The following is a 16,214-nucleotide window of genomic DNA, read 5'->3' as shown; positions in this document are numbered from 1 at the left end:
AATTACTCTTTTTGAACCTTAATATCCACCAGTATGTAAGAATTCTGTCCATCCTCTACAAAGCTCTTAATCTTAATAGCTCCTTTCTTTCCTTCCTCAGTTTGAAAAAGAACAATTCTTGGTACAGTTGTATTATCAAAATCTTGTAACCCTCCCGGAGTTTCAGTTATCACCAGGTTTTTTAACAATGTATCATCCTGCATAGCATCAAACTGTGATGGTGTTAATGAAGCAGAACAATTGCACAGTTCTTGAGAATTAATAAAAATGGTGTTTTTAGGGCCTTGTAATTCATCAAAAGTAGTTCCTGATAATTGATCAGGGCTTACAAATCGATTACGATTAAAAGTGTTGCTTAAACCAAAGAAAACCAAATCAATATCTTGTTCAACACCTGGTGTTATCTCATTAGCAGTAAATAGTGTACGCTTTGCTATGGTATAAAAACTCCCTCTTGTATTCGCCGTATGTGCTGTATTAATCCCAAACCTAATATCACTTAATTCTCTAAGATTTGTGTTTTTAAAAAATTCAATCTGTTTGGTGATAGTCTTTGTTTCTTTTCCGTTAAAGGCTGTTAAACTAATAGTTTGAATCCCTTCTTGAGTAAATGTTATCTCTGGGTTTTCTTCTGCGGAAGAAGAAGAAACAGTTCCTTCAAAAGTCCATTGATATGAGGTAGCGCTAATTGAATTATTCTGAAATTGTACACGAGCCGGTATTTGATAATCATCGTCATCAAAAGCTATCTGATACTCGAAATCTGATACCAAAAACGGAGCAACGGTAATCGTTTTTTGTAAATCATATGTTTCTCGCCCGTTACCAATTTCTAATTTAATCACATGATCTCCGGGCTCTGTGAATACTATTTCTCCCGGATCACGGTTGGTAGAGCTTGCCGGAGTTCCTCCTTCAAAAGCCCAGGAAAAACTATCTGCTCCAGAAGAGTTATTTTGTATTGTATAACTAGCCGGAGAGAAATTATCTATCAGATTTGTGATTTCAAAATCAACAACCACCGGATCATCAATTTGTATTTCTAAAGTCTTTGTGCCTTGGGATCCATCCTGATTCGTTGCGGTAAGCTCAATAGTATACACTCCTTTCGCATCATACTGTATAACTCCCGGATTTCGATTTACCGACCTGGAAGGTACTCCTCCTTCAAAAGTCCACTCATAATCTTCCCCGCCTTTTGTTCTATTAAAAAAAACAACCTGAACTGGAATTGAAAAATCATCATTAAAAACTTCAAATTCGAAATCAGCAATGACAGGTATTGCCTCTTCTTTGGCGCAACCAAAAAGGCAAAGTATAGATAGTATGTATATTATTCTATTCATATTATAAAAACATATCAAAAGACTCTTTATACTAAAAAAGACTTACTCAAACACTAGTTTACGGGTTTCTGATCCCTTAGGAGTTTCTAATAACATCAAATACACTCCTGTGGGTAGTGTAAGAGAATAGTCTAGTAGGAAATCAAGATTATTTTTTTCTACACGTTCGTGCATTGTAGCACCCGACATCAGGTTTACTATTTTTAAAGTGATATTAGATTCTTCTGCCAAACTGATCTTTGTTTTAAAAGAGCCTCCGTTAGGGTTAGGGTACACAATAAATTCTTCTATAAATTCTCCTTGAGAAGCAAATTGTTCTGGAGCTTCTATAGCTGGTTGAACCAAAATAGTTTTTGTAAAATTCTGATAGCAATCCATTTGATACGATCTTAAATTAATATCATATGGACCTTCTTTCTCAAACTTGAGTATTAATTTTTCTTTGCTTTCTAAAACAACTTCTACTCCTTCAGGAATTGTCCATTCTACAGTTTCGCCTATAGGTTCACTCACATTAACCAATATTACTTCTTCATCGGTATATGCTTGTGTTGTAATTAAGAAATCAGAATCTATTGGGGTATCAAAAACCTCAACTTCTATAGCTCCTATTCCTACACATCCCAAACTACTGGTAATTGTAGCAACATATCTTCCTGCTTTGGTAAGCTCTACAGTACTTTCTGAACTTGTAAATCCATTTTCGCTAAACCATGAATAGGTTGCTCCCAAGTCATCGATCGCAATATCCAGGATAAGCGATTGATCCTTACAAAGTGAACGTTTTTCTTCTAAATTCACTATAATAGGATCGGGATCTACTAGCTTTTCCTCATAAAATGCCTTACATCCTTTATTATCTGTTACCTCTATTCTATATGTTCCAGAGGATAATCCATTAATAAGTGTAGAAGTACTACCTGTACTCCAGGTATAATTATATGGTGGATTCCCTCCTTTAATCTCTACCTCGATTTGCCCATCATTACCTTCAAAACATGTTGGAGATATTACTGATACAGGGTTTATTTCAAGTCCGCCAGGCTGATCGATTTTTACACTTCCTTCTATTTGACAGCCTTTAGCGTCTGTAACAAAAATCAAATATGTTCCTGCTATAAGATTTGATATGGTTTTAGTAGTTTCTCCATTACTCCACTCATATGTATATGGTGGTGTTCCTCCAACAACAAAAGTCGTTGCTTCTGCATCATTTCCGTTAGCACAAGTGACAACTGTATTGGTAAAAGAAATTCCAAGTTTATCGGGTTGTGGTAAATATTTTGTACTATCAATCGCCTGAACTAATCTATATTGTCTGGTACCATCTACATCTGTATATGCCTCATAAGTTCCTAGTACAATACCATTTTTATCTTCTACATTTAGTGCATACATACCTACACTCTGATTCTCTATAATACTATCATTCACAGCAATATTTTGCCAAACTCCTCCTACATTCTTTTTCCAACGATAACAATACGGCATAAAATTAGCCCTACATTCCCCAGGATTGGCAATAGTATTATCAAATTTCACGCCTCCCTTTGCATGCACCACTAATGCTCCATCCTGAAATTGATCAGGAATTCCCAAAGGAATATCAAAATCAATACCATCGCTATATTCGTTATCAATATTACACGAAATAGGATTGTAAATTTCTATGGTTACTTCGAGTGGTTCGGGTTGTTCCAGATTATATTCAATATTGGTAAAGAAACATCCATCTTTGTAAGTGGCATCATTATAGTTGGCATCTCTTGCACTTAAATTATAGACTCCCTCACCAATGGAATGTAATATTACCTGATACCCCTGGTTTCCTGGCAATACACTTGTTATCGTAGTAGTTAGTATATTTCCAGATTCATTTTTCCATTCAAAAGTATAACTATCATCATTTAAGGCGGTTCCTCCAAAAATTCGAACTTTAAAAAACCCATCTAAAAAGCCGTAGGCAGTTGGCTCTTTATATTCTAACAATTCTACCTGTAATGGTTCAGCTGGTTCTTCTATGATTTCGGATTCTATGATATCGTCTCCCAGTCTAATTTCTCCTGCTACATTTATTTGTTCTCGAGCAACACAATATACATTTCCTCCTCTAACTCTTTTACGCACCTGCACTTCATAAGTAACCGGATTTAAACCTGTAATGATATGAGTACTAGCATTTGCAAAAGGTAGCCACGTTAGAGAGGACGTTCCTGCTTCTTTTATAGCAAATTCATAATTACCGGTACCACCTCCTGCTGCACTTAGATGTATTTCTCCATCGGTATTATTATTAATGTCTGTATCTCCATCATTACACCATACATCTACGATTTCTGTAACTTCAAAAGAAACCGGGGTAGGTTTACCTATATTTACAACAGCGGTATGGCTTGCATCTCCTGTGTAATACACAAATCCGTTATACCCTCCTATCATATCTAATTTAAAACCGGCAGTACTGGGTGGAAGCCCGGTTAAAGTATAGCTGTTAGATCCATCAAACGAAATATTAGAATATGATTCTACGGCAGCATAAATTGTATTACCATCTGGATCTGTTCCTATTGGTCTTGACATATCGCTTACAGATATCCCAAAATTATCTCCAGGCTCTAATGCTCTGTCAAAAGTTACTCTTACTTCACCATCGATACTATCATAACAACTAACATCTGTAGTTGTAGGAGGAGAAACAATATGAGGTGCAGATCTTCGTAATCTAAAACTAATAATATTCTCTGATGGTTTATCTACACAAGGTAAAATCCTAAAATAGATATTCTGCCCTATTGCTGATTTTGGTAAAAAATCCTGTGGTATTGCTCTAAATACATTAGGTGTTGCGGGTAATGGAATATTTTGCCATGAACCATTAGGATTAACAGCTCCAGGAGATAATTGGTATTGCCATTTATAAACTCCGGTATTAAATCCTGCAGTTGCAGTTACTTCAAACGAGTCTTCATATCCAATAATATCAGAAACTGCAGAAGTATTTAATGTAATAATGGGTCTTACATTTATGATAGCATTTCCTGGTACAGCAGATGGGGTGGGTAAAAACTCGCTAAAATTATAATCTCTATAATAACACCCTGTAATATTTATATCTCCATTTCTTCGTTTAGATTTACAGTTACCTATCGAGTTTCTTCTTCTTTTATTGGTATGAAAACGTAGGTGTACAATTTTATTACTCTCATTAAATATAACCGGAGTCATTACAAGAGGTTTATTCTCATACACTCCCGGCTCAAAAATTCTTGTTGTCGTCCCGTTTTGGTATGTTGCTTCTATATATTGTAATCCTTTAGAACCAGAACCACAACTTGTTCCGGGGCTACCATCTCCTACATACCCACCTATTGTAAGTTCATAACTTTGAGCTATACCCGAGGTTCCTAATAATAAGAAAAAGGTCATAAAAAATAAATAAGCTATCTTTTTCATCTCTTAATATTTTATTTTAATTGTTTCCATAGAAGCATAGCCTCCTGCTTTTAGGAAAGGTTTTATATGATATACATATGTATTGTTAGGAGAAATATTAGTGTCTATCAAATTTGTTTTTGATGACAAAAGTTGCTTCCACAATACTGGTGTCTCATTCTCTTTTGATTTATAAATCAATACTTCCTGTACTTCTTTGGTAGTTACGCGCCATGACAAATTAATTTTTTTACTTACCCTATCTACTGTTCCCGAAAATCCTTTAATAACTTTATCTAAATCAACATTCTTAACAATAACAGTAATCGGTACAGAAGGTGCCGATACTAACCCACTATCATCTTGAGCGAAAATAGCATATCGGTATTTTTGATTGGATTCTAACTTGGTATCGGTATATGAGTTTATGGTATCTGTTTCAAATAATAACTGCCATCCTTTATCAGCTTCCTTTGTATTTTGGCGATACAATTGATGATGGCTAACATCATCACTAGAACTATTGATCCATTTTACAAATACTCCTTTATCGATTATTTTATATTCTTCGAATACCGGGGAAGATGGAGGGACAACATCTGGTTTTTTCAGAGTAAGTTTTTCTGAATACTCAGACATATTAAAACGTTGATCTACAGCAACAACCTGATAATACACTTTTTTATTTAACGACTTTACCTGAACTGTATCCCGAAACGATGTGCTCTCTATAGGAGAAATTGTTATTTGGGTTACTTCTTCATTTTTCAAGTTTCCTCTAAATATACGATACCCCAACATGTCCTTTTCTGTATTTGCCTGCCACTTTATTTGCACTACTCCCAAACTATCTACTGTACCTACCAATCCAATAGGTGCAGATGGAGGAATACTATCTATAGTCTGAACAAATGCACTTAATGACGTGCTTTTTTGGTTATTCTGACCATGAGCTGTAATCTTAAAATAATTTGAAGGTTCTGGTTGTTTGAATGTAGTTTTACGAGCACTTGGACTAATGTTAGATAGTACCGCTTTATACGGACCAGCTTCCTGAGCTGCCCAATTCAATTCAAAACTTGTAATCTCATGTTCTGCTTCTTTTAAAAAATCCCATGTTAAAACTATATTTCCCTCTGCATCAAACTCATGTCTTAAAATATGTGGAGTTGCAGCTAATTTTTTAACTCCTTTAGCCGAAACAATTTTGGATGCCGGACTTTCTTCTCCAAATGGTGAAATCCCAATTACCCGATAGTGATATCTTTTATTATTTTGTGATATGGTATCCACATAAAACATTCGTTTTGCAGGATGATCAGGTTTATCGTTAAGGTTAACCAAGGGTATATCTCCAAGCCTATTAAAATCTGAACCATTTTCTGAGCGCTCTACAAAATAAGAAGTAAAAACACTCTTAAACATCTCATATTCCCAGGTTAATAAAATACTTTTATCATCAGGAACAGCAATAAGATCTATTGGGGATGGTAAAGGTTCTGAGTGTACTGTATTAGCAATAACCGAGCTTGATATCTCTTTACTATTTTTTGTTTTCGGAATTCTACTTTTTATACGATATAAATATTCTTCTCCTGCAGTTATTGTCTCATCAACATACCCTAAAGCTGCCATTCGAGCGCCTTCAAAATTCATATCTGCAGCATATAATGAAAATGAATATCGCTGTTCTATCTCTGCAGATTTATTAATGATCTGAGCTACTCCTCCCTCTTGCATGTCTTCTACCTGAAAACCTTCTCCATATATAGCCTGAGCAATGATAGCTGCATAGTCATTTTTATGAACTATATCTTCCCATTCTTCTATTGGTTTGGGACGAATAGAGTCTTGCAAAACAACTCTTTCATATGGCGGTGATAAAAGTTTACCTTGTTTTTTGACTGTAAATCTCTCTAAAAGATACCCGTATGTATTACCTTTTAACCATACTCCAGCTGTAGTTGGAGCCCATCGTAATAAAACTTTATTCTTTTGAAATCTGGCAATAATTTGAACTTCATTTTGAGAAGTATCCTCATTTCCCTGGCTATAACCCAAGCAGGTTATTCCAAAAAAGACTACTATGTATAAAAACCTTTTCATTAACGTATTTTCATTGGGTTTTTAAATTTATAATATGCACTACTTCCTGTTATTCCACCAGGAAGCATATAAGTAAGTTTTACATTATAATTTCCATATCTCATAAATAGATATTCGCTATCCAATATTTGTAGTGCAGGATCATTAGCAGGAATAACTCCATCTACATAATCATTCATCACTTTATTTCTTACATCTAAATAATCAACTTTATATACTTCTGGTAAATTATATCGATATGGGAAATTAATCGCTCTCCAATTTAGATCCACCCCGTGTTCTAGGCTAGTAATATAATTTGAACTAATGGGTAGAGCTCTTTTGGGTATAAACCCTAAAATCGAAGGATCTCTACTAATCGTATACTTTTTACTTATTCCATAATATCGATATAATATGGGATCTATATCTTCTATCAAATACTCATCTTTTAGTGTAGATTCTACTACTACCAAAGATTTCTTTTCTGAATATTTATTTCCTCTAAGTTCTACGATATCAAAACCTTCATGATTTTTTATCTTAGACGTTAAGTATACGACATCAGAAGTAATTTTTCCCCAATCATTATCTGTAACACTTATATCTTTCACTTTTGCGGCAAAGGTTTTATACTCACTTGACTTAAATTCGTAACTCAGCCTTTCTATTTCACCTTCTTTTATAACATTTTGAGCATTATTTTTTCGAATTTCGAGAGTATTACTTTCACCCAAATCTTTGGTCTCTGTACTGGTTTTATCTTGATTCGGATCTTTTGAAGATTTGGTAGTACTTACTATGGTCATTAAATACTTAGTCTCTTTACTGGTTTTTGGTATAGTATAGCTTACCTTATTTCCAGAATTATTATAGTTAAAAGCAGACTCTTCTATTCTTCCGTTATCATCTATATATTTTACTATACTTTGCCATTGTGTGTTATCAAAGAGATAATCTTGTCCTCGTTGTAATTGTATATATCCGGTATTATATTCTCCAGAATAGAATAATTGTTGATCTACTACGGGATAGGAATATTGTATATTATGTAAAGGAATATGGTCTGGAGCTGTACCTGTTGTAAAATTTCTCTCTTCAATCTCAATCACTTTCTGACCATCTTCTAAAATAGTTTGAAAGACTCCATCTATTTTTTCCTGAAAGCTTACTTCTACAGTAGCTTTTAGTTTAGTTGCCGGAGGCAAAATATCATCAGAGATAAATGTTGCTCTATCATTCATATACCCCCACTCTAATCCTCCTATAATCTCTTTTTCGGTTTCATCTACAACGGTAAACCTTTCTAGAATAACTTTGTATGTTTTATCGCCATCATCCTCAGGAATTACAATAGGTTGATTTACTTTCATTGCAAATGTTGCTTGTGGAGCTGCAAAAACATCGACATCATTATCCCCATCTTTAGGAGTAAGATCTGTAATCATTTTTATACCTCCTAATGGTGCTGCATCTTCAAACTCACATTCTTTACCTAATGTAATTTTAAATCGATAGCTTCCTTTTACCAGCCCTCCGAGTAAATCAAAATACCCTCCTGCATATCCACGCATCCAAAACGGATTTGGACCTTTGGCTTGCATTAGTATTGCTGTTCCTCCTTTTATAATCGGAATCTTTTTCTTTATAAAAAATAATTTGATTCGAATCCCGAGTTCTCCTTGTAAATATGCATATGCTTGTCCGTTAGCATACCATCCGTTAATCCCAACTTCATCACCTGTATTTACACAGCGAGCGTCTCCATAATCCTTAAGCATGATATCGAATCCTAAACCAGCCTGAAAACGTGCGTAAAAAATAAGGAATCGTAGATCTCCAGTATCTAGTTTAAAATCACTTCCAAAGGCAAAACCTCTACCATCTCCCAATGCATTTTCGTCTCGCATATAGTCCAAAACTTCTGCTTCTACTCCAAGTATCTGGGCTACTTCGGGTGGCGGAGGTGGGCTACCTGGTATTCGATCTCCTGTCATAAAGTATCCTCCTGTTTCCATAGAAAGAGGGCCAATTCCCATTTTTAGACCTAATCTATCTGTTGGTGTCCCCATATGAACATACCATTCATCTGGAGATATATGTACAACCCCCCATCCGGCTCGACCTCTGGATGCTCTTCCTACAATAACACTACCTACATTAACATATAGATCCAGTGTAGCATGAAATGACTTGTTAACAAAATCAAGTTCCATGGCTAATTTTGCACTAATTGCTACTTCTCCTACAATTTCTTCAGGATATTCTTCTGTTGCTTTATCCATGAATGTTTTGCCTGCTTTGGTATCCATAATGCCATTTACCATTTCATTATCTACCATTCCACTAAGTTTTTCTGAAAGTTTTGCTACAGGATTTTCAAAACTAAATGCTTTCATAGCCTGTGCTTCTCCATAAAACCCAAGTCTATTTACACCTCCGCTTTTATTAAATTCTATTTCAAAACCGGCACTTACTGCAATTGCGCTTTCATCTCCGATTGCTGCAAAAACAGCTGCTTTTACCCCCAATCGTGTAGATTCATCAGGAATATAAGAAAGCCCAGAAGGTGAAAAATCAGGACCTGCATTAGGTCTTCTACTCATTCTATAGAAAGCACCACCGGCAAACCCATTTATTTGAAACGGTCCGGCTTGTATTTTTAAACCTTTTATCGCAGCATCAACATACCAATATCTGAATTCATTTTTCCCAAAAATCGCTTTACAGCTCAGTGGTCCAAAACTACCAAACGTACCCGTGATTTCTGCAGAAAAACCATCTCCATACACCGGATCATTATCCATTAGCAGTAAAGAACCTTCTAATTGTATAGCCCCCATATCTGCTACAAGATGAATTTCAGAAATGTCTAACCTGTCATATTTCCATCTTTGCTTATACTCTTCTTCTTCAAACTTTCCAAAAATTCCTAAACGAGCATCGGCAGCAAACCCTTTCCCCATCAGATTTACCTTTAGATCAAATTCAATTCCTGCTTCATACTCATTTGAAGTAAAAGCAATATCAGCTATCGATACAGGAAAACTGCTTAGCTTCACTTCATCTTTATATCCAAAATAATCTACTTTTATAATTGGTGATGTGGTCTGAAGTACCAAATTTTGAAATTCGATTCCTTTAAATTGAACAGTTGCATCATCATCTGTTTTTTTCCCTTCATTAGCCAATGATTCTTTTTGACTAGCAGAAATAGCCATTCTTCCATTAAGGATAGCTTTGGGCAAAAAAGAGCCATCTTCAACCTTTAATTCTACGGCAGAATTAGGTAATAATTCTGCTTTGGCCTGAAATACATCAAATTGTAATGTATCTAAAGTAGAAACGACAAGACCATATTCTTCTTCTGATATAATTCCTTTATATCCCAATCCCATTTTCTCATCACTATTCTGTTCTTTTCCTTTATCAGAAATAGGGAGTAAGATACGGCCACTAAAATCTGCTCCTATTAATCTATTCGAAGCCAGCTCGATACCAATCTTATCAACAGAGAAAGCCCATGCCTTAGATTCTGATGTTCTTCCTGATTCTAAAGGGATTATATTTTCGGCAGCAAATTGACCAGAAACCCCGTAACTATCGATTAGTAAGTTAGCAGCTTCAAAACGTACTCTCTCGTTTTTAGAAATACTTTCCTTTGTTTTAAACTCTTTTGGAAGTACTACTTCTAGTGACTCTACAAATACTCCTCTCCATGCTTCTTCACTGGGTAATAAAAGTCCTTTTTCGTAATAGTGCTTTGGAAAAGTAACATTTTCTGTTCTTAGATCACTAAAATCAAATACTGCTTTGTTTAGCGAAAACATAAATTTGTCTTTCTGATTGGTCAGAACAAATGGTGTAATTCCGATCTCTACGATCAGATCATTCCAATTTGACGCTACTGCTTTAAAATTTCCGCGTACTCTATTAGGTATCTGCCTAATTTTATTATCTGCACCAGTATAAGATCTGGTTTCTTCTAAAAGCTTTCCTTTATTATCTACCGGAAGTAACATATTACGAGAAAATTGAACTTCTCCATCCAATCTCATTTCTTTTACCCCGTCGCAATTAATCGTTACAAATGTTTTGTTTTGGGTATCTCCGGTTTTAAAATCAAACCCTCCTTTTAATGACAGTAGCCAATTACCACCATTAAAAGGTATAAACACATCTCCAAGTAATACCAAATTGGCATCTCCCATTAGTCCTCCCTGGTGTGAAAGTTTTACATTATTAGCTCCAAAAAAAATCTCTATAGGATCTCCTTTTTCGTCTGTCTGAGGAAGAATAACCCTAACAAAAACAGTGAGTTCTGTATATTCTTTATTAAATCTGGCTTTAGTAAAACCGAGCTGGTATTCGACTTCGTTTGCTATATATTTTACTCCGACTGGTAATGTTTGTATATCTTCATTACTAAATGATGTTACCCATTTCCCTTCTTTATCTATTTCTTCAAAACCAACTTTAGCTTCTTCTTTCCCTTGATTAACTAATTCCCCTGGAGCATTATATTCTTTCTTGATATTACTAAATGTAAATTCCGGAGCATAGGAGATGTCTATCGTATTTTTTAGAGGGAATTTTTTATCCAGTTCGGGGAATTTAACAAACTTAGAAATTGCTGTATTTTCTGTTACTACTTTTTCTCTTTTATCTGTTTTAACGGTAAGTGAATCTTTTCCATTACTAAAAGGATATAGTAGTGTAGGGACTATCCAAGATAAGATTAGAAGTACTTTTATTTTCATAAGAATAATAAAAAGTGGTGATACAATAATTATATACTTAAAATCTCTAAAACCACTATAGTATTGCTATCTATATTGGCATTTAAAAGTTTTAAAGAGTTAACATTCGGTGCAAATATATACATCTCAATAACAAAAAAATTCACTGAATTCAGTGAAAAAAAGCACATTATTTAGTGTATTAGTTGTTTTTTAGGAATTAAAATCAAAAGCACACGACATAAACAATATTGTTAAGATTGAATATAAAAACCAAGCACAAAAGCAGGTGTAAAGAATTAAAAAAACTCAATACACCTAGCATTTTTGGTGTCTTAAATAGGTCGGTATTATGAATCAAAAGAGAAATGGACGATTACTTATTCCCTTTTGAAAACACTGAATCTAAGAAGTTACATTTTAGAAGATAATTCTGCAAGTTGTTCTGATTTAACTTGCATATATTCACTGAGTTTTTGTATTTCCTCTCCCGGAAGTATATTCATAAGACGGTTATATTGCTTACTAAGATCACTACTTGCATCACTTAATTTAAGAAAAGAATCCATATCATTTGCTTCTACAGCTTTCTTATAGTTTTCCACATAGCGTTCATAATCTTTTATATATTTTTTAGAATAAGAGTTATCTGTAGTATCAAAAATTCCTGGTATGTGTAGTGTATTATCATCTTCTGTAGCCTTTTTATCTTTAGTTGTTTTTTTCTTCTTTTTAACTACAGGTTTCTTTTCTTTTTCAGTTTCTTCGATAAAATTAGAGGTATCACCTCTAGGGATTTCTACAGGATCTACGGTATCTGTTTTAGGATCTTTTTTGCAAGAAACTACAGATAATAGTATCAGGCAAAGGAAAATGGATAAAATAGGGGTTTTCATAATTCTAGTTTTAAGACAATATATAGTTAAATTAATGTTATAATTAGTAACGTTAATTTAGTATTTTATTTCTTAAAAATAAGAAAAAAATTATCGTAAAAGCTCTTTTAATTCCTTTAAATCCATTTCTTTTTGAGTTCCGGATTGCATATCCTTGACCGTAAATGTATTATTATTCATCTCAGAAGATCCCGCAAGTACGACATAAGGTATCGCTCTTTTATTTGCATACCCCATTTGTTTTTTCATTTTGGCATTATCGGGATATAGCTCAGCAATTATGTTATCATTTCTAAGCATATTAACTGTTTTTAAGCAATAAAATGCTTCTTCTTCTCCAAAATTTATGAATAACGCTTTGGTCGAAGGTGCAACAGTTTCTGGAAACAATCCTAATTCTTCAAGAACAAGATAAATTCTATCCAAACCAAAAGAAATTCCTACACCACTAATATTTTTTAATCCAAAAATTCCCGTTAGATCATCGTATCGACCTCCACCGCCAATAGATCCCATTTTTACAGTATCTGGTGCCGATACTTCAAAAATAGCTCCTGTATAATAGTTTAATCCTCTCGCTAGTGTAACATCAAGGTCCAAAGTTGCAGTCTCCAAAGGAATCTCCTTAAAAGCATTAATTATAAATTGTAATTCTTCTACTCCCTGCATTCCTTCTTCAGAAGAAGCTAACATATTTCGCAATTTATCAAGCTTTTCTGAAGTTGTCCCTGTAAAGTTGAAAAGTGGTTTTACACTTTCTATAGCAGCTTCAGAAATCCCTTTATTTAACATCTCTTTTTTTACTCCATCTTCACCAATTTTATCTAATTTATCCAGGGCAACTGTAAAATCAATTAGTTTATCGCTCGCTCCTATTACCTCTGCAATACCAGATAGGATTTTACGATTATTAATTTTAATGGTTACTCCTTCAAGTTTTAATTTGGCAAAAACCGAATCATATAGTTTAACAAAATCAACTTCTTGCCATAAAGAAGTACTTCCTACCACATCTGCATCACATTGATAAAATTCTCTAAAACGTCCTTTTTGTGGCCTATCTGCCCTCCATACGGGCTGCATTTGATATCTCTTAAACGGAAAATCAATTTCATTCTGATGTTGTACAACATAACGTGCAAACGGTACGGTAAGATCATAACGAAGTGCTTTTTCGCTGATCTTGGTAGTTATTTTAGTACTATTCTTAGATGAATATAAAGCTTCATCCACTTTATTTAGATAATCACCACTATTTAATATTTTAAAAATCAATCGATCTCCTTCTTCTCCATATTTGCCCATCAAGGTATCACTATTCTCAAAACTAGGAGTTTCGATAGGATGAAAACCAAATAATTGAAACTGTGATTTGATAACATTCATAATATAACTTCTCTTAGCCACTTCTATAGGCGAAAAGTCACGTGTTCCTTTTGGTATTGATGGTTTTTGTGCCATTATCTAGTTTTTATTAAGAGCCGATAGAAGATATATCACCATGTTTATCAAATTTGTAAAGCATGCAAATATACTATTCTATACAGTACTCATATGTCATTTTAATCTGTATACAAACAGCGATTAGATAGTTAAGGATCAGCACCATAGCTACAAACCATTAACTACTCCCTAATATCTACCTGCTATTTCGAGCTGCAAATATCTAAAAAAAGTATAAAGACGTGGATCAATACTTATAAAAAATCTGGTTTTTTGAGTAACTTTAAACACGTTTTGTAGTCCTATATAAAGAACTCACTATTAAAAACTATTATGTTTTCACTTTTTAGAGAAAATATCAGAATCGCAATGGACTCGATAAAAGGGCAAGTTCTACGAACTGTTCTTACTATATTAATCATTGCAATTGGTATTACATCATTGGTTGGAATACTTACTTTGGTTGGTGCTTTAGAAAATACAATTTCTGGAGATTTTGCTTCAATGGGTGCTAATACTTTTAATATCCAGCGTTACGAATTTAACACAAGAAATAGTCGGGATCGAGACAAAATCAATCCTATTATTAGTTATCGTAATGTAAAAGAATTTAAAGATAAGTTTAGTTATCCTTTCTCTAAAACCTCTATTCACTTCACTGGCACACGTAATGCCGAAGTAAAATATGAAAGTAAAAAAACCGATCCAGAAGTATCTGTAGTAGGCATTAATGAAAATTATCTTGAAAACACAGGAACTGAAATAGACAATGGTAGAAATTTTACTTTTTTTGATGTAGAAAATAATAATCATGTGTGTCTCATCGGATCTGATTTCAAAAAGAATTTATTTAAGGATACAAATCCTTTGGGAAAAACCATAAGTATTCGAGGAGTAAAATTTAAAGTAATTGGACTTCTGGAGAGTAAAGGAGCCACATTTAGAAATAATCAGGATTTACGAGTCCTTATTCCTTTGCAGATAGCGAGATCTATTTTTACACTCCCTAATATTAATTATGGTATTAGCGTAAAGGTAGATGATAAACAATTTCTAGAAGGCGCTCAAGATGAAGCCATTCTCACTTTTAGAAACATAAGAAAATTAAATCCAATTGAAGAAAATAATTTTGGACTTGAACGCAGTGATGACTTATTAAACCGAATAGCTAGTATTACTGTTTATCTGTATTATGCTGCCTGGATTATTAGTATTATTACCATATTTGGTTCTTCAATTGCCTTAATGAATATTATGTTGGTTTCTGTAACCGAACGAACCCGGGAAATTGGGGTAAGAAAAGCGTTGGGAGCTAAAAAACATACTATTGCAGGTCAGTTTTTTATGGAAACCATTATTATCGGTCAAATTGGTGGCCTTGTGGGTATTATTCTGGGAATCCTGATTGGCGGAGGGATTTCGGCTGCTGCTAATTTTTCCTTTAGCACTCCCTGGCTCGCCATATTTGCGGCCACTACTATTTCTTTTGTTATTGCAGTTGTTTCTGGATTGTACCCTGCAGTAAAAGCAGCAAAACAAGACCCTATAGAATCTTTGAGATACGAATAACAAATCAATTACATATCACCTTTAAAAAAAAGATAATAACACATTTCTTATGATATCTTGTTTTATTGTTCCTTATTTTGAATCAACTGAGAGAAAAAACCAAATAACTCTCCTTTAGTAATATTTGCTCCTTTTTGGATTAGTGTAAATTTATCCAGGTTTTTATCATCACTATATTGCTTAGACGCATTATAAAATACCACTTCGTCATTTAGTAAATTACCTTGCAACCATTGATATCCTTCTTGTGTAGTAATATCAATAGCGTCATTATTTACCTTTACCGCTATAAGACACATCTCATCATCCTGCAATTCGAACAAATGTATCTGATCTTTCGAAAAATGTTCCAGATATTGTGCATTAGTAAGTACTTTTTCCCATACCAAATCACTAAAAATATCAATCTCTTCTTCGGCAATCTGGGGTTTATTTTCTTTAATATCACTCCACTCTTCTGCTGTAATGGATTGTGTTGCCAAAAAGTTAATGAATTCTACATGTAATTCTTCTAATTGTTCCTTACTTAATCTTTGATATTTCATTGTAAAAAAATTGACTGCAAAAGTAATTATAAAAAGATGATTTTAAAACAATAAATACTGTCTTCTAATCTCTATTTTCCCCTTCACCCAAAAATATAAAACCTATAACTCCTAAAGTCCTTATATTTATCATTCAACAAATAACATCACACAACATGA

8 protein-coding genes are annotated in these 16,214 nt (G+C 33.9%); 1 reads left to right on the top strand and 7 read right to left on the bottom strand.

What is annotated here, in order from left to right:
* Positions 1-2 precede the first annotated feature (2 nt).
* The 6 genes from DK441_RS22030 to hisS all read right to left on the bottom strand — a co-directional run bounded on the left by DK441_RS22030 (position 3) and on the right by hisS (position 13,959).
* A complete protein-coding gene (locus DK441_RS22030; RefSeq protein ID WP_109852758.1) occupies positions 3-1,346 on the bottom strand; it encodes a PKD domain-containing protein in 1,344 nt (447 codons plus the stop codon).
* Between the two features lie 42 nt (positions 1,347-1,388).
* Positions 1,389-4,799, bottom strand: coding sequence for a T9SS type A sorting domain-containing protein (locus tag DK441_RS22025; protein ID WP_109852757.1), 3,411 nt, complete (start codon positions 4,797-4,799; stop codon positions 1,389-1,391).
* A 3-nt stretch (positions 4,800-4,802) separates the two neighbouring features.
* Positions 4,803-6,884 carry a fibronectin type III domain-containing protein gene (locus DK441_RS22020; RefSeq protein ID WP_109852756.1) on the bottom strand — a complete coding sequence of 694 codons (2,082 nt, stop codon included), beginning with the start codon at positions 6,882-6,884 and terminating at the stop codon, positions 4,803-4,805.
* The gene (locus DK441_RS22015) at positions 6,884-11,623 is read right to left on the bottom strand and encodes a hypothetical protein (RefSeq protein ID WP_109852755.1); all 4,740 of its coding nucleotides are present in this window, start codon (positions 11,621-11,623) and stop codon (positions 6,884-6,886) included. The genes DK441_RS22020 and DK441_RS22015 overlap by 1 nt, the downstream gene beginning before the upstream one ends.
* Positions 11,624-12,015: 392 nt before the next feature.
* Positions 12,016-12,498, bottom strand: coding sequence for a hypothetical protein (locus DK441_RS22010; RefSeq protein ID WP_109852754.1), 483 nt, complete (start codon positions 12,496-12,498; stop codon positions 12,016-12,018).
* A 90-nt stretch (positions 12,499-12,588) separates the two neighbouring features.
* Positions 12,589-13,959 carry a histidine--tRNA ligase gene (gene hisS, locus DK441_RS22005; protein WP_109852753.1) on the bottom strand — a complete coding sequence of 457 codons (1,371 nt, stop codon included), beginning with the start codon at positions 13,957-13,959 and terminating at the stop codon, positions 12,589-12,591.
* 315 nt (positions 13,960-14,274) lie between these two features.
* On the opposite strand from hisS, the gene DK441_RS22000 reads away from it, so the two are divergent.
* Complete coding sequence (locus DK441_RS22000) at positions 14,275-15,510, top strand: ABC transporter permease (RefSeq protein WP_074406680.1); 1,236 nt, start codon at positions 14,275-14,277, stop codon at positions 15,508-15,510.
* Positions 15,511-15,572: 62 nt separating this feature from the next.
* Here DK441_RS22000 and DK441_RS21995 read toward each other — a convergent pair whose 3' ends face one another.
* The gene (locus DK441_RS21995) at positions 15,573-16,055 is read right to left on the bottom strand and encodes a DUF6495 family protein (protein WP_109852752.1); all 483 of its coding nucleotides are present in this window, start codon (positions 16,053-16,055) and stop codon (positions 15,573-15,575) included.
* Positions 16,056-16,214 lie beyond the last annotated feature (159 nt).

This window comes from Aquimarina sp. AU58 (genome assembly GCF_900312745.1).
Lineage (GTDB): Bacteria > Bacteroidota > Bacteroidia > Flavobacteriales > Flavobacteriaceae > Aquimarina > Aquimarina spinulae.
The sequence above is the reverse complement of the archived record's forward strand: the minus strand, read 5'-3'. Positions and strand labels throughout refer to the sequence as shown.